At 70.1% G+C, this 17,920-nt stretch carries 17 protein-coding genes; 10 read left to right on the top strand and 7 right to left on the bottom strand.

Annotation, left to right across the window (positions count from 1 at the left end):
• Nucleotides 1–663: 663 nt before the first annotated feature.
• A complete protein-coding gene (locus ABD817_RS34365; RefSeq protein WP_344922515.1) occupies nt 664–1,206 on the bottom strand; it encodes a MarR family winged helix-turn-helix transcriptional regulator in 543 nt (180 codons plus the stop codon).
• Between the two features lie 153 nt (nt 1,207–1,359).
• Between ABD817_RS34365 and ABD817_RS34360 the strand changes: the two genes are divergently transcribed.
• Nucleotides 1,360–3,009, top strand: coding sequence for an LLM class flavin-dependent oxidoreductase (locus ABD817_RS34360; protein WP_344922514.1), 1,650 nt, complete (start codon nt 1,360–1,362; stop codon nt 3,007–3,009).
• A 38-nt stretch (nt 3,010–3,047) separates the two neighbouring features.
• On the opposite strand, the gene cydB is transcribed toward ABD817_RS34360, so the two are convergent.
• The 3 genes from cydB to ABD817_RS34345 form a co-directional block, all read right to left on the bottom strand.
• Nucleotides 3,048–3,989 (bottom strand): cytochrome d ubiquinol oxidase subunit II, encoded by a 942-nt coding sequence (gene cydB / locus ABD817_RS34355; RefSeq protein ID WP_344922512.1) that lies wholly within the window; start codon nt 3,987–3,989, stop codon nt 3,048–3,050.
• A gap of 11 nt (nt 3,990–4,000) precedes the next feature.
• Complete coding sequence (locus tag ABD817_RS34350; protein WP_344922511.1) at nt 4,001–5,407, bottom strand: cytochrome ubiquinol oxidase subunit I; 1,407 nt, start codon at nt 5,405–5,407, stop codon at nt 4,001–4,003.
• 591 nt (nt 5,408–5,998) lie between these two features.
• Entirely contained in the window at nt 5,999–6,877 is an 879-nt protein-coding gene (locus ABD817_RS34345) for a polysaccharide deacetylase family protein (protein WP_344922510.1), read from the bottom strand.
• A 285-nt stretch (nt 6,878–7,162) separates the two neighbouring features.
• Here ABD817_RS34345 and ABD817_RS34340 point away from each other — a divergent pair, with 285 nt between their 5' ends.
• The 3 genes from ABD817_RS34340 to ABD817_RS34330 all read left to right on the top strand — a co-directional run bounded on the left by ABD817_RS34340 (nt 7,163) and on the right by ABD817_RS34330 (nt 10,115).
• Nucleotides 7,163–8,230 (top strand): fatty acid desaturase family protein, encoded by a 1,068-nt coding sequence (locus ABD817_RS34340; RefSeq protein ID WP_425583435.1) that lies wholly within the window; start codon nt 7,163–7,165, stop codon nt 8,228–8,230.
• 117 nt (nt 8,231–8,347) lie between these two features.
• Nucleotides 8,348–9,082, top strand: coding sequence for an SRPBCC family protein (locus ABD817_RS34335; RefSeq protein WP_344922509.1), 735 nt, complete (start codon nt 8,348–8,350; stop codon nt 9,080–9,082).
• Between the two features lie 133 nt (nt 9,083–9,215).
• Complete coding sequence (locus ABD817_RS34330) at nt 9,216–10,115, top strand: hypothetical protein (protein ID WP_344922507.1); 900 nt, start codon at nt 9,216–9,218, stop codon at nt 10,113–10,115.
• 182 nt (nt 10,116–10,297) lie between these two features.
• Here the strand turns inward: ABD817_RS34330 and ABD817_RS34325 are convergent, their stop codons facing one another.
• A complete protein-coding gene (locus tag ABD817_RS34325) occupies nt 10,298–10,834 on the bottom strand; it encodes an MBL fold metallo-hydrolase (RefSeq protein ID WP_344922506.1) in 537 nt (178 codons plus the stop codon).
• 612 nt (nt 10,835–11,446) lie between these two features.
• On the opposite strand from ABD817_RS34325, the gene ABD817_RS34320 reads away from it, so the two are divergent.
• From ABD817_RS34320 to ABD817_RS34305, 4 genes are all read left to right on the top strand, one after another.
• Nucleotides 11,447–11,641: a DUF5999 family protein gene (locus ABD817_RS34320; RefSeq protein WP_344922504.1), complete on the top strand. Its 195-nt coding sequence runs from the start codon at nt 11,447–11,449 to the stop codon at nt 11,639–11,641.
• On the top strand, nt 11,638–12,093 hold the full coding sequence (locus ABD817_RS34315; RefSeq protein ID WP_344922503.1) for an ATP-binding protein: 456 nt from the start codon (nt 11,638–11,640) through the stop codon (nt 12,091–12,093). The genes ABD817_RS34320 and ABD817_RS34315 overlap by 4 nt, the downstream gene beginning before the upstream one ends.
• A gap of 51 nt (nt 12,094–12,144) precedes the next feature.
• Entirely contained in the window at nt 12,145–12,489 is a 345-nt protein-coding gene (locus ABD817_RS34310) for a hypothetical protein (protein ID WP_344922502.1), read from the top strand.
• 111 nt (nt 12,490–12,600) lie between these two features.
• Complete coding sequence (locus ABD817_RS34305) at nt 12,601–13,299, top strand: DsbA family oxidoreductase (protein WP_344922501.1); 699 nt, start codon at nt 12,601–12,603, stop codon at nt 13,297–13,299.
• A 38-nt stretch (nt 13,300–13,337) separates the two neighbouring features.
• Here the strand turns inward: ABD817_RS34305 and ABD817_RS34300 are convergent, their stop codons facing one another.
• Both ABD817_RS34300 and ABD817_RS34295 read right to left on the bottom strand, forming a co-directional pair.
• The gene (locus ABD817_RS34300; protein WP_344922499.1) at nt 13,338–13,970 is read right to left on the bottom strand and encodes a thymidine kinase; all 633 of its coding nucleotides are present in this window, start codon (nt 13,968–13,970) and stop codon (nt 13,338–13,340) included.
• 211 nt (nt 13,971–14,181) lie between these two features.
• Nucleotides 14,182–14,829 (bottom strand): SRPBCC family protein, encoded by a 648-nt coding sequence (locus ABD817_RS34295; protein ID WP_344922497.1) that lies wholly within the window; start codon nt 14,827–14,829, stop codon nt 14,182–14,184.
• A 302-nt stretch (nt 14,830–15,131) separates the two neighbouring features.
• Between ABD817_RS34295 and ABD817_RS34290 the strand changes: the two genes are divergently transcribed.
• Together ABD817_RS34290 and ABD817_RS34285 are read left to right on the top strand one after the other, a co-directional pair.
• Nucleotides 15,132–15,587, top strand: coding sequence for a hypothetical protein (locus ABD817_RS34290; RefSeq protein ID WP_344922496.1), 456 nt, complete (start codon nt 15,132–15,134; stop codon nt 15,585–15,587).
• 207 nt (nt 15,588–15,794) lie between these two features.
• Nucleotides 15,795–17,867: a hydantoinase/oxoprolinase family protein gene (locus tag ABD817_RS34285; RefSeq protein ID WP_344922494.1), complete on the top strand. Its 2,073-nt coding sequence runs from the start codon at nt 15,795–15,797 to the stop codon at nt 17,865–17,867.
• Nucleotides 17,868–17,920: the final 53 nt, after the last annotated feature.

Genomic DNA, 17,920 nt, shown 5'->3' with positions numbered 1-17,920 from the left:
TCTTCTGATTGCCTCATGTTTCGCTTTCGCGAAGGCCGATCGACGTTTTACCCTACTCCTGTAGTCAGCAATGTATCTTTTCCCGCCGGGTGGGATACAGAGGTGGAGAAGGTGCCGGGAGGGAGATCGGCATGGATTTCATGGGGTCGAGGAGTCGGTTCCGTCCGGGGGAGGACGAGGACGGGGCGCGGTCCGGGGAAAGGTCCGAGGGAGGATCCGGGGAAAGGGAAAGGGGAGGACGGGAAAGCAGGGGAAACAGGAGAAGGGGAAGGGCGGCGAGAGTGCTGCTCGGACCTCTACCCCCTGCGCGGCCGGTTCCAGAGGCAGGGAAACAGGTGGGTCTTCGCGGCGAACGCCTCGTCGCGGATCGGCGGCAGCAGTAACTTCACCGAGGTGGTGGGGAACATCGACTTCAGCGGGAACCGTCCGGTGATGAGGTTCCACTGGGCGAGCGGCGCCGGTTACGGCTCGGTGGTGAACAACCAGCGATTTGGTGCGGGAGCCTCTTCCGCCTACAGCTCCACGCTGATCCTGGCCACCGGCTGACCCGCGTCCGGGGTCGTTCGGATCCGTTCAGGCCCGGGGGTGGGCGCACCCCCGGGCCGCTCCGGGTTGCTCCGGGGCTTTTGTGTGATCCGGCGGGGCTCGTGCGGCGGCCGGTGGTCAGCCTCGGGGGGAACGCCGAGGTTTGGCGGGGACGTCGGAGGCGAGCTCCTCGACGAGCCGGCAGGTGTCGTGCACCGGGTCCAGGCTGTTGGCCTGGGCGGCCAGCTTTCGCAGCAGCTCGCGGAACACCGAGCGGTCGGCCGGGTCCAGCGGTGCCAGCACGTGGTCCTCGGCGTGTTCCAGCCGGGTCTGCGTGTCGGTCCAGGTCGCCCTGCCCCGCTCGGTGGCGACGACGCGCTTGTTGCGCCGGTCGGCGGGGTCGGGGCGGCGCTCGACCAGCCCGGCCTTCTCCAGGTCGTCGAGCAGGTAGGTCATGACCGTCTTGTCGACGCCGAGGCGTTGCGCCAGCGCGCCCTGGCCGCCGGGGAGCCCCTGGGCCGCGGCGGCGAGCACCTGGTAGCCGCGCGGGCCACCGGGGAGGTGGCTGACCAGCGCGTTCGCGGTCCTGACGTAGGAGCGGAAGACCACTCCGAGGGTCCAGCCCAGGTCGCTGTCCAGGGCGTCCGGGATCTCGGCACTGGAAGGTCGGGTTGGCGGCATGCCACGAGATTACCAGGATCGACGGTCTGTGAGACATTCTGTTTGACAATTCATCTGTTTTACATACGATCTGTCCTGCCGCACCATCGCGGTGCCGCGCGTCCGGGGGACGCGTGCCGCGCATCCGAGATGACGCACCGAGGAGAGACGGATATGGCCGACTACGGGCACGAGTTGCTGTTCGGGACCTTCCTGACGCCGGTGGCCGACCAGGCCGAGAGGGTCGTCGCGCTCGCCCGGCTCACCGAGCAGGCCGGTCTGGACCTGGTGACCGTGCAGGACCACCCGTACCAGGCGCGGTTCCTGGACACGTGGACGCTGCTCTCGGTCATCGCGGCCGGTACCTCGACGCTGCGGGTGTCGCCGAACGTGGCGAACCTGCCGCTGCGCCCGCCCGCGGTGCTCGCCCGCAGCGTCGCGACCCTGGACATCCTCAGCGGTGGCCGCGTCGAACTCGGGCTCGGGGCGGGCGCCTTCTGGGACGGCATCGCCGCCGTCGGCGGCCCGAGGCTGACCGCCGCCCAGGGGGTCGACGCGCTGGAGGAGGGCATCCAGGTCATCCGCGCCATGTGGGAGGCCGGGGGCGGAGCCGTGCGGGTGGACGGCCGTCACCACCGCGTCTGGGGGGCACACCCCGGTCCGGCGCCCGTCCACGACGTCGGCATCTGGCTGGGGGCCTACAAGAGGCGCATGCTCGACATGACCGGCAGGCTCGCGGACGGCTGGCTGCCCAGCAACGCCTACGCCGGTCTGGACGCCCTCCCGGCCATGAACACCATCATCGACGAGGCCGCTCTCGGCGCGGGACGCTCACCCGCCGACGTCCGGCGCCTGTACAACATCGCCGGAACCTTCACCGGGTCCGGCCGCGCCTTCCTCCAGGGACCGGCGGACGTCTGGGTCGAGCAGCTCGCCGAGCTCACCCTGGAGCAGGGGATGAGCGCCTACATCCTCGCGAGTGACGACCCCGACGACATCCGGCGTTTCGCCGCCGAGGTCGTTCCCGGCGTACGCGAGCTCGTGGACGCCGAGCGCGCCGGATCGAGCGCGTCCGCCGTTGTGTCCGCCGTGGACCGGCCCCTGCCCGCCGAGGTGGGCACGACGGCGGACGCGCGGAGCGCCTCACCGGCCGCCACCACGCCCGCCGATGCGCCCGTTGATGTGCCTGTTGATGTGCCCGCCCGCACCGGGGGCGGGGTCCCTCCCGCCCTGGGGGTCACGCCGACCCCGGACGACGGCACCCGGCTCGCCGACGTCCAGGTCTGGGACGAGACCACCCGTCCCACCGGCCCGGCCCCCGATCCGGCCCGCACCTACACCCCCGGGGAGCAGGCGGCCGGACGCCATCTCGTCGACGTCCACGATCACCTCCGCCAGGAGCTGGCCGAGGTCCGGCGGCTTGTCGAGGAGGTCACCTCCGGAGCCATGGATCCCGGCGTCGCGCGCTCGCACATCAACACGATGACGATGCGCCAGAACAACTGGACGGTCGGCGTGTACTGCGAGTCCTACTGCCGGGTCGTCACGACCCACCACACCATCGAGGACCAGACCCTCTTTCCCCACCTGCGCCGCGCGGACCCCAGGCTGGTGCCCGTCGTCGACCGTCTGGAGCAGGAGCACCACGCCATCCACGAGGTCCTTGAGGGCGTCGACCGGGCGCTGGTCGCCTTCGTCGCCGAACCGGACGGTCACAAGGCCCTGCGGGCCGCGATGGACCTGCTGACCGACACGCTCCTGTCGCACCTGTCGTACGAGGAGAGGGAGCTCGTCGAGCCGCTCGCCCGGCTCGGCATGCACTGAGCCGCCCAGCTGAGGCCGGTCGAGACGGCCGACTGGTCTCAGGACACCTCGGCGACCAGGCGCCTGCGGAAGACCCAGTACGACCAGGCCTGGTAGCCGAGCACGAACGGCAGCGCGACCAGGCCGATCCAGGTCAGCACGCTCAGCGTGTACGGGCCCGAGGCGGCCTCGGCGACGGTGAGGCCGGGGAGCGGGGCCGGCCACAGGGCGCCGAACAGGGCGGCGGCGCCCAGCGCGATGGACGAGGCCGTGGCGGCGAAGGCCCAGCCGTCCCGGCCGCGCCAGGTCAGCGCGACCCCGGCGGCCAGGGCCGCCATCGCGGCGAGCGCGCCCGCCCACAGCCACGGGGCCGCCGACCAGGCGCCGATCGCCGTACCCGCGACGGGAATGTGCGACAGCGCCGCCACCGCGGCGGGCAGTGCCACCGCGGAGGCGATCATCGCGGCGCGCCGGGCGCGGGAGCGCACCGGCCCGGTGGTCTTGAGGGCGACGAACACCGCCCCGTGCAGTACGCACACCGAGAGCGAGAACACCCCGCCGACCAGGGCGGCCGTCGCGCTGCTCCGCAGCAGGTCGGCGAAGATCGCGCCCCACAGGAACGCGGGCAGGGCGCTGCCGACCAGCACGCCCAGGTCGCACCAGGCGCGGTCGGAGGCGTGCCGGACCTTGCCGCGCCACTCCAGGCCGACGCCGCGGACGATCAGCCCGACGAGGACCAGCACGATCGGCAGGTAGAACTCGCTGAGCAGCCCGGCGTACCAGGCGGGGAAGGCGGCGAACATGGCGCCGACCGCGGTGATCAGCCAGACCTCGTTGCCGTCCCAGACCGGGCCGATCGTGCCCAGGACCTGCTTGCGTTCGGCCTCGTTCCTGGCCAGCGCCGGTGCCAGCATGCCAACGCCGAAGTCGAAGCCCTCCAGCACGAAGTAGCCGGTCCACAGGAACGCGATGACCGCGAACCAGAAGGTGGTGAGTTCCATCGTCGTCGCCTTCAGTACATGAGGGTCGGCTGGAGCCGGGCGTCCGCGCTCTCGTCGTCACCGCGGGAGGGCGGCGTGAGGGGAGCGGCGGGGGTGACGGGCTCGGGGCCCGCCTTGACGTGGCGAGTGAGCAGGACCACCTCGGCCAGTGCGAGCACGCCGTACAGCGCCGTGAAGACCGCGAGCGAGACGGCCACCTCGGCCAGGCTGACGCCCGGTGAGACGCTCGCGGCTGTGAGCAGCTCGCCCTGGACGGTCCACGGCTGGCGGCCGATCTCGCTGAGCAGCCAGCCGGAGATCACCGCGATGGTCGGCAGCGGCAGCGCGAGCACGCAGGCCCTGGCGAACCAGCCGGGGACCTCGCGGCGCCGCCGGGTCAGCCAGAGGCCGAGCACCGACAGGGCCACCGTGGACAGGCCGAAGACGATCATCACGCGGAAGGACCAGAAGACCACCGGGAGGTTGGGCCGGTAGTCGCCGGGGCCGAACCGCTCCGCGTACCGCGCCTGCAGGTCCTCGGTGCCCTGGACCACGGCGTTCGGGTCGTGGGTGGACAGGAGGCTGAGCAGCTGGGGCACCTCCAGACCGGGGACGGGCGAGAACGGCGCTCCGGCGGTGTCGTGCCGGAGTCCCTCGGCAGCGGCGAGCTTCATGGGCTGCTGCTCGTACAGCAGCCTGGCCGACATGTCGCCGCTGCCCGCGACCAGGATCCCGGCGATCGCCGTCATCAGCAGCGCGGCCCGCATCGGGGTCCGCCAGACGCTCGCGCCACCGGTCCCGTCAGAGGCGGTGCGGCGCTCGCGCAGGAGGTGGTAGCCGCAGACCGCGAGGACGAAGCCGCCCGCCACGACGAAGGCCCCCGCGATCACGTGGGGCACCTGGGCGAGCGCGGTGGAGTTGGTGAGCACCGCCCACAGGTCCGTCATCCTGGCCTTGCCGTCGACCACCTCGTACCCGACCGGGTGCTTCATCCAGGCGTTGGCGGCGAGGATGAAGTACGCCGACAGGTTGGATCCGATGACCGCGGCCCAGATGGTGGCCAGGTGGACACGTTTCGGCAGCCTGTCCCAGCCGAAGATCCACAGGCCGATGAAGGTCGACTCCAGGAAGAACGCGAGCAGTGCCTCCAGCGCCAGCGGGGCGCCGAAGACGTCGCCCACGAAGATCGAGTACTCGCTCCAGTTCATGCCGAACTGGAACTCCTGCACGATGCCGGTCACCACGCCCATCGCGAAGTTGATCAGGAAGAGCTTCCCGAAGAACTTCGTGAGCCGCAGGTAGTGCTCCTTGCCCGTCCGGTGCCACGCGGTCTGCAGACCGGCCACGAAGACGCCGAGGCCGATCGTGAGGGGTACGAACAGAAAGTGGTACACGGTGGTCACCCCGAACTGCCACCGGGCCAGGTCTAGCGCTTCCATCTTCCCTCGCGTTCCCTTCGCGGGCCTGGAGCTCTACAGCTTGTAGTTCTACTTCTAGTAGTACTACGACTTGTAGAGCAATGAGTGAGAGAGGCGTCGCGAGCCACTGCGATCTTTGTCACATGGTCCGGTGGGAGACCGCACTTCTCCGCCGGACCGAGATCGTCTCCGTCGGCTCGCGACGCCGGCTCTCCCCCGCACCCCGGGGATCCTCTCCGGATGCCCCTTTCCGCTTGCGGGGACATCCGTCCCGCCGCACGGGCGCCCCCGCGCCCGCCTTCCCCCGAGGTGTGACTCCATGGTGGGCCGGGCGCCCCCTCCGGGGCGTCCGCCTTCGGGGTGATTTCCGGGTACGCCGGGCGGCGGACCCGCCGCTTTTCCCGCGCTCCCGGCCCCGTCCCGTCTCTTCCCGGCGGGGCCACGGCCGCGTACGGCTATCCGGCTATATCTGGCTATGTCGGTCGTGTCCGGCCGCGATCACAGCGGGAACCGGGGCTGCCGTCACTCGGCCAACCACCGGGCCAAGAGCCGCGACCTGGGACACGGGCCGACATCCACCGTCCGGAAGGGCCGGGGCGGCGGTTCACCGTCTCAGCGGGTCGCCGCCTTCAGGTACGCGTCGAGGTTGCCGATCTCGAAACCCCGGCGCTTGATCTTCGCGACGAGGATCCGGAAGTCGCGCGCGAGGTTCGGGCGGAAGTGCAGCAGCAGGATGTCGCCGGGGCGGAGCCGCTTGTCGGGCACCTGATAGGCGATCTTCCCGCCCGGCTGCACGGTCGCGGTCCAGAGCAGGAGCGCGTCGATGCCGCAGTCCTTGGCGGCCCTGCGGGTCAGGGTGTTGTGGTTGCCGAACGGTGGCCGGAACAGGGTGGGCGCGGTGCCGGTGTGCCTGCGGATCAGCTTGGAGACGCCGCAGATCTCGGTCTTCTGGCCCTCGTAGCCGAGTGCCGGGAGGTTCGGGTGGGTCAGCGTGTGGTTCTCGATCGTCGCCCCCGCGTCGCGCAGCTCGCGCACGTACTCCCACTTGCCCGCACCGAGGAACCTGCCGCCCTGGGCGGTCGGGTCGGCCGTGCCCCTGGCCTCCACGGCGTCGCGGGTGACGAAGGCCGCCACCGGGATCCGCCGGTCGCGGACCTGCGCCACGAAGCCGGGATCCTGCTCCCAGCCGTCGTCGATGGTGAGGAAGACGACCTTCCGCCGGGTGGGAATGGAGCTGATCACCGGGGGCAGGCCGTCGCCGGGGCGGGGGAGCCTGCCCACCTCGCCCGGCTTGGGCGTCACCCCGGGCGGTCCAGTGGGTCTCGCCGCCCGGTCGCCCGCGCCGGAGGGGGATTTGGACGCCCGGGAGGCACCCGGCGCGGGGGCGGCACCGTCCTCGGTGCCACCGTCGAGACCCGTGGCGCACCCGGTGCTCACCGCCAGAGCCGTCGCCGCCGTCGCACTGATCGTCCAGTATGTCCCCGATGCCATGGGCGACCATCCTGCCAGCAGTCAGGAGTCCGACCTAGCGGGTCTGAAGGGTCTGAAGTGGACGAAATTCCTAAAAGCGGTTACTCCCGTGGCTATCTTGTGATCATCCATAAATCCACGCATCTGCCGGGGTAGGGTCAGCACTACCACAAGCTGGGGTGGGAGCGGGGGTTTGCGATCACGGCGGCCACGGAATCCTGGGATGGCCGTCCTGCTTGACGCCGATCTGTGGCGTTCCTCGCTGACGTAATCATGTCGAGTGATCCGGCCCACCTGAGGAGAACCGTGACCAACTCAACCGCGATCGATGACGCGGATCTTCCGGCCGTCCCGGGTAACGGGGAGCGGGGCAGTGATTTCGCCCGCCTGTCGCGCCGGATCGCCCAGGCGGGACTGCTCGACCGGCGTCCCGGTTACTACGCCGCGCGGCTCAGCCTGGTCGCGGCCGCCTTCGTCGGCGGCTGGGCCGCCTTCTTCGCCCTCGGTGACTCGTGGTACCAGCTGCTGGTGGCGGCCTTCCTCGCGGTGGTGTTCGCGCAGATCGGGCTCGTCGCCCACGACCTGGCCCACCGGCAGGTCTTCCGCTCCCGCCGCTCCAGCGAGATCGCCGGGCTGGTGGCCGGAAACGTCGCCATCGGCATGAGTTACGGCTGGTGGATGGACAAGCACACCCGCCACCACGCCAACCCCAACCACGAGGACCACGACCCCGACGTTAACCCCGACTTTCTGGTCTGGTCGCCCGAGCAGGCCGCCAAGAGCAAGGGACTGCCCAGGTTCGTGGGCCGCTGGCAGGCGTTCCTGTTCTTCCCGCTGCTCACGTTCGAGGGGTTCAACCTCCACGTGGCGAGCGTCCGGGCGCTGCTGCGCCCGACGATGAAGCACCGGGCCGTGGAGGCCGCGCTGCTGGCCGTGCACGTCGTGCTGTACGTGGGCGCGCTGTTCGCGGTGCTGTCACCCGTCAAGGCCGTGGTCTTCCTCCTCGTGCACCAGGCGATCTTCGGCGTCTACCTGGGCTGCACCTTCGCCCCCAACCACAAGGGCATGCCGATGCTCAGGGGCGAGGACAAGCTCGACTTCCTCCGGCGCCAGGTGCTGACCTCGCGCAACGTACGCGGCGGCGTGGTCCTCGACGTCGTGCTCGGCGGTCTCAACTACCAGATCGAGCACCACCTCTTCCCGAGCATGCCGATGCCCAACCTGCGCCGCGCCCAGCCGATCGTCCGGGCGTACTGCGAGGAACTGGGGGTCGACTACCTGGAGTCCGGGGTCGTCAGCTCGTACGCGCAGGCACTGCGGCACCTGTACGACGTGGGCGCGTCCCTGCGGTCGAAGAGTCCCGTGGCCGGTTAGTCCGTGTTCCGCTCGTTCCGCGAGGCATTCCGCGTCCCGGACTGACAAGGGCGGGTCGCGGCGACGGGCAGATGTTGCTGTTATCCGCCCGCCCGGCGATTGCCTAGGGTGCTTGGTGTGAAGCTCGCAGGCAGTGCCGTACTCGGCATCGACAGAGATCGTGTGTGGTCAGCGCTCCAGAACCCGGCCGTGCTCGTACGCACGATCCCGGGGTGCGAGCGCCTGGAGGAGACGGGGCCGGACACCTACCGGATGACCGTCACCGCGGGGGTGGCCTCCATCAAGGGCGTCTACCAGGGCGAGGTCGCCCTCTCGGAGCCCGAGGCGCCGGAACGGTTCGTGCTCAGGGCCCGAGGCCAGGGCGCTCCCGGAACCGTGGACGCCACCGTGGAGATCCGCCTCAGCGAGGTCGAGGGTGGCACCCGGATCGACTACGACGCCGAGGCCGTGATCGGTGGAATGATCGGCGGCGTCGGCCAGCGCATGCTGGGTTCCGTCGCGAGGAAGACGGCGGGGGAGTTCTTCTCCGCCGTGGAGAGCCACCTCGCCTCCGGGGGGATTCCCGCCGCCCCCTTCCCCGCTCCCGCTCTCGCCGACAGTGCTCTCGCCCGGATCGCGCCGGACGGCGGACCGTCGCCCGCCGCGTCCACCCCGCTCGCCGTACCGGGATCGCCGGTCGCGGCGAGCGAGGCCGGATCCGCGCATGTCTTCGAGCGCCCGGCCCCGGTCAAGCAGGCCAGGCCCGGGGTTCCCGCCTGGTCACTTCTCGCCGCGTTCGGAATGGGCGCGGGCATCGCGCTCGGCAGCGCGGTAATTGGCTGGCTGCTCGGCCGTACCGGCAGGAAGCGGTAACCGCGCGGGCCGTCTCCCACGGCGGCTCCGGCGGGGAGGGCGGTGCGTCTCGCCGAGTCGCCGGGGGACGACGGCACGGCCGTACCACTCGGTGACGCTCGCGCCTAAGGATCTCCCGGCGTACCGTGTCGGTATGCGTGATGCACGTGCGGAGGACGCCAGGACCGAGGCCAGACGACTGATCCGCGACCTTCTGGGCGAGGAGCGGCCGGACGCCGCCCTGCTGCTGAGGGAGGCGGGCGCGGCGCTGGGCGCCGACCGCGTCGCGCGTTCCGTCGAACTCGTACGCGGCGCCCCCCTCACCCGCAGATCCACCGAACTCGCCGCGCTGGCCGGTCTGCTGGTCGGCACCCGCGAACTCGGCGAGGAGTGGTGGCGGCGGGAGCGCGGCGACAAGCTGCCCGCGCCCGAGGAGGTGCTCCGGACCTCCACGGCGATCGAACCGTGGACCGACCTGACCGTCCTGGAGATGCTCGCCGCCTGGATCGCCGACGACGCCGCCGACGAGACCTGGGGCCGTCCGTCCGCCGTCACCGACCTCAACTCCTGGCAGGCCGAGGACCGGGTCGAGCTGCCCGAGGACGCGCACCCCGGCCAGCGGGTCGTGGTCTCCTTCGACGCGGGTGGCCGCCTCGACGCGGTGGTCCTGCGCCGCCCCGACAACGAGCTCGGCTCCAACCTCGACTTCGACTCGCTCCGTTACTCCCGCCCCGCCGAGGCCCAGTGGAGCTGGGGCGTCGCCGCAGGGCTCGGCCCCCACCGGCTGGACGAGCACCCCGACCCGTACGCGCAGCCGGTCGACGCCGAGGCCGCCGCGACCCTGCACGCCTGGGCACTGCGCTACGGCGCCTCCGCCGACCAGGCCGGTGAGGTGTGGCGCGACAAGGGTGACGTCGTCGCCGCCATCGAACGGATCGACTGGATGTGGCGCAGCGGCGAGTGGTTCGCCTGGTGGCGCGGGGTGTCCGCCCTGGTCGACGGCGAGCCGGAGCAGCTGGCCGCCCGCCTGGAGGAGATCGTCTCCGTCCCTTAGCGCGGATCGGCAGGGCGGGGTGGTGGAGCGGACTGACAAAGGGCGCGGTGGCAGGGCGAAACTGTGAAGCGGATCGGTAGGGCGGGCCGTCGGTGGGGGCCACGGTTTCCCTCGCCCCGTGATTCCCTCCCCCTTGTGGGGCCCCGCCTCCGTGGAGGAAGGTGCCCGTTCTGGCGCGGGTGTCAGCCGAAGGTGTGCGGTGTCAGATAGTCCGGGATCACGACTTTCGCCTTGGGACTGACGCCGCGCACCGCCGCGACGAGCTCGGCGAGGCTCTTCCTCGACTTCTCGTCGGTCCGCGATGGGTTCCGCAGTTCCACCTCGAAGTTGTCCCAGTGCACCGGTACGACCACCCGCGGCATGTCCAGAGCCCGCAGGAGGCGCGGCACGTGGTCGTACGTGGACGACGAGGAGGTGGTGGTGGGAATCATCGCGACGTCCGGGGCGAGACCGGTGAGGTTACGCTCGACGAAGTCGCTGTCGCCCATGAGGAAAACCGACGGGCCGCCCTTGACCGTCACCTGGAACGCCAGGGTGTCGCCCTCGGGCAGCTCGGAGATGTTCTCCGGCCTGTGTTCCGGCCTGGTCAGCCGGACCCCGGGGAAGACCACGGAGTAATTGGCGTTGCGGCTGTGCAGCGACGCCACCACCTCGACGACGTAGTCGCCGAAGTCCAGGACCTCCCCGCCCTTCACCGGACTGAGCAGGCTGTCCTTCACGTCGAATCGCCCCTGGTCCGTCGTCTACACCTCCTGAAACCTGTTCTGGTTTTTGGGCGGGATGAAGGCTGTGGATCCGCGGAAGGGCGCCCCGCAGGTGGGGGTCGGCGGGGAGCCTCATCCCTCGGGGCCTGTCCGGGACCCCTCGCCGTCGTCCGCCTTTACCTGGCGCAGGAAGAATCTCGTACTGCAAAGAATGCTCTACCAGGACAAGACCATAGTTCTATCGACGCTTAACACATACGGGTGTAAACACAGATGAATCAACACATAAACGGCGGCAAAATCAACACCGTGTTCGCCTGGGGATCGTGACAGAAGATTCCACGTCACGTAAAGGTCATCGAACGGGTGGATGTGGCCGCCGACGGGGCCTGGTCACAGCCGGAACCGTCCGCCGCGAACCGGCCGCGCCGAGATACGCCGAAGTGCACGGAGGCGCGAGCGCGCGAAAGTGCCGCCGCCGGGGAGTGGAAGCGGGGTGGTCCCCCTCCCGTCCGGAGAGGGAACCGATCTCGTCGTCGCTGAGCCGGAGGCGAGCCGGTGAGGACGATCCCTCGCTCGGGCTTGCGTAAGGTCCCTTTCGTGGCCAATCAAGATCGGAGTAGAGCCGTGTGTCAGCACATGCCCGCCTGTCCGCCCGCGGACGCTCGCGATCATGAGGCGGCTCGTCTCATGATCTCTCATCCCGAGCAGGGATGGGGGCTGCTCTGCAACGGTGTGGTGGTCTTCGATGACACCGGGGAGCTCCTGCCCGACGGACGCGGTATTCCCGCCCATCGCGGCCCCTGCGGGAGGCCGGTATGAGACCGTTCACCGTTCTCGCCCTCTGCGCGGTCGCCGTCCCGTTCCCCCGGTCCCGTCCCAAGAGGGCGTCCTGGCCGCTCTTTCCCATCCCGGCCTCGGTGCCCAGGGCCCGGTGGCTGATCGGCGACCGGCTGGCCCAGTGGGGGATCGACGGGCAGGGCGAGATCGCCCGGCTGCTCACCAGCGAGCTCGTCACCAACGCGCTGCGCCACGCGTGGGGGCCGATCCGGCTCACCATCTCCTACCGGGACGGAACGCTGCGCTGCGAGGTGGGTGACGCCAATCCGGCCCTGCCCAGCCCACGCGACGCCCGTGAGGACGACGAGGGAGGGCGCGGGCTGCAACTGATCGACATGCTTTCCGACCACTGGGGCAGCGACCGCACGCCCATGGGAAAGGTCAGCTGGTTCGAACTGGCCGCCCCCGCGCATCCCGACGGTACGGCGGCCTGAGGGGGCCGGGGAACCTCACCGGAACCCGCCGCGACAGGAGAATCCCTCCTCATGGACGGCCCGAACGATCCGGATGGCCTGAACGATCTGGATGGCTTGAACGATTTGGATAGACCGAACGATCCGAGCGGCCTGAACGATCCGGACGACCTGAACGATCCGGACGACCTGAACGATCCGGACGGCTTGAACGATATAGGCGACGTAGGCGATATGAGTGATTCGCGCCGCCCGGACGGCGGCGCACGATGGGAATCGGCAGGCCAGGCCCGTACACGCACACGACAGGAGTCCCGAACGATGCACCGTCAGATCCGGATCCGCAAGCGTCCACGACGCCCCGCCCGGGGCGTGCTGGACCTGCGGAGCCCGTCGGGAAGGCCGCTGCCCTACTGATCCCCGTCGCCGGACGTGAACACCCCACCGTTCCAGCCGGTGGGTGACGGGACGAATCAGGCGAGGCGAATCGGCGGAATCAGTGGGTTCCCGTGCCGGTTGCAGCGTTGTGTGAAGGTTGAAATTTACTCAGACGTCGTCTGCCCCTGGTGCTATATCGGCCACACCCGCTTCGCCCGCGCCGTGGAGCGCTACCGGGCCAAGGGCGGTGAGGTGGAAATCGAGTTCAGGCCGTTCCAGCTCGCGCCGGACGCGAAGTCCAACGGCGAGCTCACGCTCACCTGGGCCGCGGCGAAGTTCGGCGGGGCCGAGCAGGCCGCCCAGATGTTCGAGAGGGTGACCGGGGTCGCCGCCGAGGACGGGCTGGTGCTGGACTTCGATCACTCGATCCAGGCCAACACCTTCGACGCGCACCGCCTCATCCGGCTCGCCGGGGAGCAGGGTAAGGGAGAGGAGGCGCTCTACGCCCTCTTCCGCGCCCACTTCACCGACGGCCTCGACGTCGGCTCCCGCGAGGTCCTTACCGGGCTGGCCCGGGAGGTCGGCGTACAGGCCGACCTGGACGGGGAGGACGGCGCGGCGGCGGTGCGGGAGGAGCTGGCCCAGGCCCGCGCCATCGGCGTCAGCTCGGTGCCGCTGTTCCTTTTCGAGGGTCAGTTCGCCGTGTCCGGCGCCCAGCCCGAGGACACCCTGCTCGCCGCCCTCGAAGAGGTCGCCGAGCGCACCGGCCAGTCACCTGCCGCCAGGGCCGTCAAGGCCGCCACGACCGGTGGAGACGCCTGCGACGACGAGGGATACTGCCCCGTCTGACATCCGCCGGTCGGGACGCTCCTCCCGCCCGGCGGGTATCAGACGGGCAGGCCGAGCTCGCCGGAGCGGTGGTGGCGGCGGCACAGGACCTGGTAGCGGATTGGGTCGGCGCCCGTGTCGCCGATGACGACCTGCTCGCCCGTACGGACCATCCTGCCGCCGACGACCCGGGCGTTCAGGCGCCCGGGGCGTCCGCACCAGCACAGGACCTCGACCTGCAGGCGGCTGATCTCGTCGGCCAGCTCGAACAGCCGCTGGGCGGCGGGGAACATCCGCGAGCGGAAGTCCGAGGCCAGGCCGAAGGCGTAGACGTCGACGCCGTAGCCGTCGGTGAGATCGGCGAGCTGCTCGATCTGGGCGACCGTGTAGAAGCACGCCTCGTCGCAGATGACGTAGTCGATGGGCTCGTGCGCGCGGACCAGGGCCACCAGGTCGAGGTCGTCGACGACCTCGACGGCCTCGCTGCCCAGGCCGATCCGGCTGGTGACCTGCGGTGTTCCCGAGCGGTCGTGCTTGGTGAGCACCAGGCCGCGCCTGCCCTGGCGGCCGTGGTTGTAGTTCATCTGCAGGGCCAGCGTGGACTTGCCGCAGTCCATCGGCCCGAAGTAGAAGCGCAACACTCCGTCCCGGGAACCGGAGGGAACGGCGGAGAGGGCAGACAATTCGGTCACGGGGCGCCAGCCTAGTACTGCGGCTACGCTCCGCGATCTCCACCCCTGATGATCGATCTGCCGCTCGGAGCGTACGGGATCTCCCGCCGGGCACGGCGGGGACGTCTCCGGTCTCATGGGGAGAGGCTTCCGGCCCGCCCGGGAGAGCCGGGGGAGCCGGGGGCTGGGAAGGGCGGGAGAACCGAGGGGGCGGGCCCCCTCGGCCGGTGGGTCAGAGCTCGCCGCTCTCGATGGCCGCCTTGAGGCCCGCCTGCGTCGCCTGGTGGGAGGAGACGCCGTTCGTCACGGTGAAGTCGATGAGCAGGATGCTCGCCTCGAAGGTGAGATGCTCGGTGACGCGCGTCCGCCCGTCGCCCAGGTCCTCGAAGACGATCCTCTGGTGCGTGACGACGTTCGGCAGCGTCCAGGTGTCGGTCTCGTAGTAGAGGTCGTCGCGGTGGATGCGCTGCTGCGCGTGCGTGTTGGCGGTGACGGGCACCCCGGCGACCGGGATGTCCTCCACGGCCGTGAAGTCGACGTAGCGCGTCCCGGCCTCGGTCCGGTCGGCGTGGGTGACGACCCGCTTCAGGAACGAGTGCATGCCGATGTGGTTGTTGATGTTCGAGTAGGCGTCGAACACGTGCTCCACCGGCGCGTTGATCTCAATGGATATGTCGCGCTTGACCTGGCTGCGTCCTGTTATCGGGAGGGGAGCGGCCAGGCACTCGTAGAACCTGTAGGTGTCCCACGCGATCTGCCACTGGGCGGCGAGCACAGGGTCGGTGTCGGCACGGGCGGGGGTGGAGAACACGGTGAGAAGGAGGGCGGCGGCGGACAGCGGCGCCACGAGGAGCCGCAGGAGCCGGGGGAGCTTCGTCACAGATACCTCTGAGAACCGGATGAAAGTAGGTGAATGTCTTCTACCTCATCCGATCGCGGTTTAGTGGGCCGCTCACGGATCGTGATCTCCATGTTTCATGGTGGTTCGTCCTCGTACGTCCGCCCGAAAGATAACGATCTACACATGACAGTGAACTGTGAGCCGTATGGGGACGTTTAGCAGGAAGATGCGCTGGTAGGAGTGGGTGATCCTCGGTTGACAGGCCATGACATGACCCGACTTGGCTTGACGGTGAAAACCGTGGGAGATTCCTTTTGGTCCATCGAAAAGTGGGAGAATCTGTGACGACCACCAACAATTCCGCTCCACCCCTCGGCAAGACACCGGCCGTCGTGACCTCCGGACCCTCCGGCCCCTCCAGTACGGAGACCACGGAGATGCCCGCGGCGCTCGCGGCGATGATGACCGAGGACGAGGCCGTCGCCGCCCAGGCCGAGGCGGCTCGCTGGCGGTACGGGTTCTACGTCGTCGTCACGGGGCTCATGGTCATCCTGATCGGCTTCGTGGTGATCGCGCTGCGCGAGGGCGACACGGCCGCGCCGTTCGCCGGGCTCGTCGGGGTCTCGGGCGCGATCATCGGCGCCTACTTCGGCGTGCAGGTCGGCCAGTCCGGCAAGGACCGGGTCGAGGCCGAGCTGCGCCGTACGAACGAGATGGCCATCCGCCTCGCCGCCAAGATCCACGCGCACGACGCCGACGCGGTGATCAACACCACCATGGGTCCCCGCCGCCGCTAGGGTCCGTTCCCGCGGCCTCCCGGCCCGTGACCGGTGACGGCGGGAGCGTCTCCGGAGAGGCCGCCTCCCGCCGACCCTGCCCAAGCACTGCCCGAGCCTTGTCCGAGCCCTGTTTGAGCCCTGCCCAAGCACTGCCCAAGGATCGGGCGCAGCTTCGGCAGGGTCCGCCGATTTGTGGACTCGCCGGGACTGGGTAGACACGGGGTCATGCGCAGCGTCCGTATCGGGGTCGACACCGGAGGCACGTTCACCGACGTGGTCGCGGTGGACGAACAGACCGGTGAGATCACCACGACCAAGACTCCCTCCACCCCCGCCAACCCGGCCGACGGGTTCATGGAGGGGGTGCGGAAAGTCCTGCGGAAGGCGGCCGGTGCGGAGGACGTGACCATGGAGGCCGTGTCGGCCGTCGTGCACGGCACCACGGTCGCCACGAACCAGCTCCTCGAAGACCGCATCGCCGACCTGGGCTTCGTCACCACCGAGGGCTTCGAGTTCATCCTGGAGATCGCCCGCCAGAGCGTGCCGGACGGCTACGGCAACTCCTACTTCTGGGTGAAACCACCCCGTATCGTCCCGGTGCACCGGGTCAGGACCATCGGCGGGCGCCTGGACCACACCGGAGCCGAGGTACGGCCGTTCGACGAGGAACAGGCCGTCGCGACGGCCCGGTGGTTCCGCGACCGCGGCGTCACCGCGATCGGCGTGTGCCTCCTGCACTCGTACGCCAACCCCGCCCACGAACTGCGCATGCGGGAGATCCTCGAACGGGAGCACCCGGACGCCGTCGTCTCGATCTCGTGTGACGTGCTGCGCGAGTACCGCGAGTACGAGCGGTCGGTCACCACCCTGGTCGACGCGGCGGTCAAACCGACCATGCGCCGCTACATCGCCAACCTGGCCGAACGCCTGGAGGCGGCGAGCCGCGCGCGGGACGCGGACGGCATGCCGTTCTCCGTCATGAAGAGCAACGGCGGCGTGCTGTCCGCGGCCGAGGTCGTACACCAGCCGATCACCACCGTGCTCTCGGGACCGGCCGCGGGCGCGCTCGGCGCCGCGCTGATCGCCTCCACCGCGGGCCGCCCCTCGGTGATCACCCTGGACGGCGGCGGCACCTCGACCGACGTCGCGGTGGTCGTCGACGGGGAACCGTCCCTGACCACCGAGGGCAGCATCGGCCGCTACCCCTGCAAGATCCCGATGATCGACATCGTGACCGTCGGCGCGGGCGGCGGCTCCGTCGCGTGGATCTCCCCCGAGGGCACGCTGAAGGTCGGCCCCAGATCGGCCGGGGCCGACCCGGGGCCGCTCTGCTACGGCCGGGGCGGCACCGAGGTCACCGTCACCGACGCGCACGTCTTCCTCGGCCGGGTCCCCCCGCACCTGCTCGGCGGGGAGATCCCGCTCGACGCCGACGCCGCCCGCGAGGGGATCGAGGCGTTCGCGGGCAAGATAGGGCTGTCCCCCGAACGGACCGCGGCGGGCATCCTGGAGATCAGCGCGTTCAACCAGTCGAACGCGATCCGCCAGATCACCGTCAAGCGCGGCCTGGACGTGCGCGACTTCCCCATGGTCGCCTTCGGCGGCTCGGGACCGCTGCTGGTCTGCCGGTTGGTCGACATCCTCGGCCTGCCATCGGTGATCGTCCCGCCCGACCCGGGCAACGTCTCGGCCTTCGGGCTGCTCACCGTGGACGTCAAGAACGACTACGTGCGTACCTTCGTCACCCGCGACCTCTCCCCGGAGGCCGCCCAGGAGATCTTCGGCGACCTGGAGGGGCAGGCCGCCTCGGCCCTGGACCGCGAGGGCTTCGCCACCGAGGCGCACGTCTACGCGCGCAGCGCCGACCTGCGCTACTACGGCCAGGCGTACGAGGTCAGGGTGCCCGCGCCCTCCGGCCCGCCGGACGAGGAGTGGCGGGCCGAGGTGCTGGACCGCTTCCACACCGAGCACCACAGGCTCTACGGGTACGGCTACCGGGACGATCCCCGGCACGGTGTCGAGTGGGTCAACCTCCGCGTCTCCGGCATCGGCCCGATCATCCGCCCCGTCATCGGCCGCAGACCCCACGGCGACCGGAGGCCCGAGCCCACGGCCTTCCGCGAGGTCTTCTACGACGAGTGGGTCACCGTCCCCATCCACCGCCGCTCCGACCTGGCCACAGGAGCGGAGATCACCGGCCCGGCGGTCATCGAGGAGTACGGCTCCACCCTGCCGCTCCACCCCGGCTTCACCGCGACCGTGGACGAGTTCGGAAACCTGGAGGTACGCCGTGCGTGACGCGGAGCGAACCCGGCGCGATGAGCGACCGATGAGCGCGCGACGAACCCGGC

The organism is Streptosporangium oxazolinicum, from assembly GCF_039537505.1.
In the GTDB taxonomy this organism is placed as follows: Bacteria; Actinomycetota; Actinomycetes; order Streptosporangiales; family Streptosporangiaceae; genus Streptosporangium; species Streptosporangium oxazolinicum.
The sequence above is the reverse complement of the archived record's forward strand: the minus strand, read 5'-3'. Positions and strand labels throughout refer to the sequence as shown.

Bases quoted from the DNA above. Each gene is read 5' to 3' on its own strand.
- ABD817_RS34365 (WP_344922515.1), bottom strand. From the start codon at position 1,206: ATGCCGCCAACCCGACCTTCCAGTGCCGAGATCCCGGACGCCCTGGAC.
- ABD817_RS34360 (WP_344922514.1), top strand. From the start codon at position 1,360: ATGGCCGACTACGGGCACGAGTTGCTGTTCGGGACCTTCCTGACGCCG.
- cydB (WP_344922512.1), bottom strand. From the start codon at position 3,989: ATGGAACTCACCACCTTCTGGTTCGCGGTCATCGCGTTCCTGTGGACC.
- ABD817_RS34350 (WP_344922511.1), bottom strand. From the start codon at position 5,407: ATGGAAGCGCTAGACCTGGCCCGGTGGCAGTTCGGGGTGACCACCGTG.
- ABD817_RS34345 (WP_344922510.1), bottom strand. From the start codon at position 6,877: ATGGCATCGGGGACATACTGGACGATCAGTGCGACGGCGGCGACGGCT.
- ABD817_RS34330 (WP_344922507.1), top strand. From the start codon at position 9,216: ATGCGTGATGCACGTGCGGAGGACGCCAGGACCGAGGCCAGACGACTG.
- ABD817_RS34315 (WP_344922503.1), top strand. From the start codon at position 11,638: ATGAGACCGTTCACCGTTCTCGCCCTCTGCGCGGTCGCCGTCCCGTTC.
- ABD817_RS34310 (WP_344922502.1), top strand. From the start codon at position 12,145: ATGGACGGCCCGAACGATCCGGATGGCCTGAACGATCTGGATGGCTTG.
- ABD817_RS34285 (WP_344922494.1), top strand. From the start codon at position 15,795: ATGCGCAGCGTCCGTATCGGGGTCGACACCGGAGGCACGTTCACCGAC.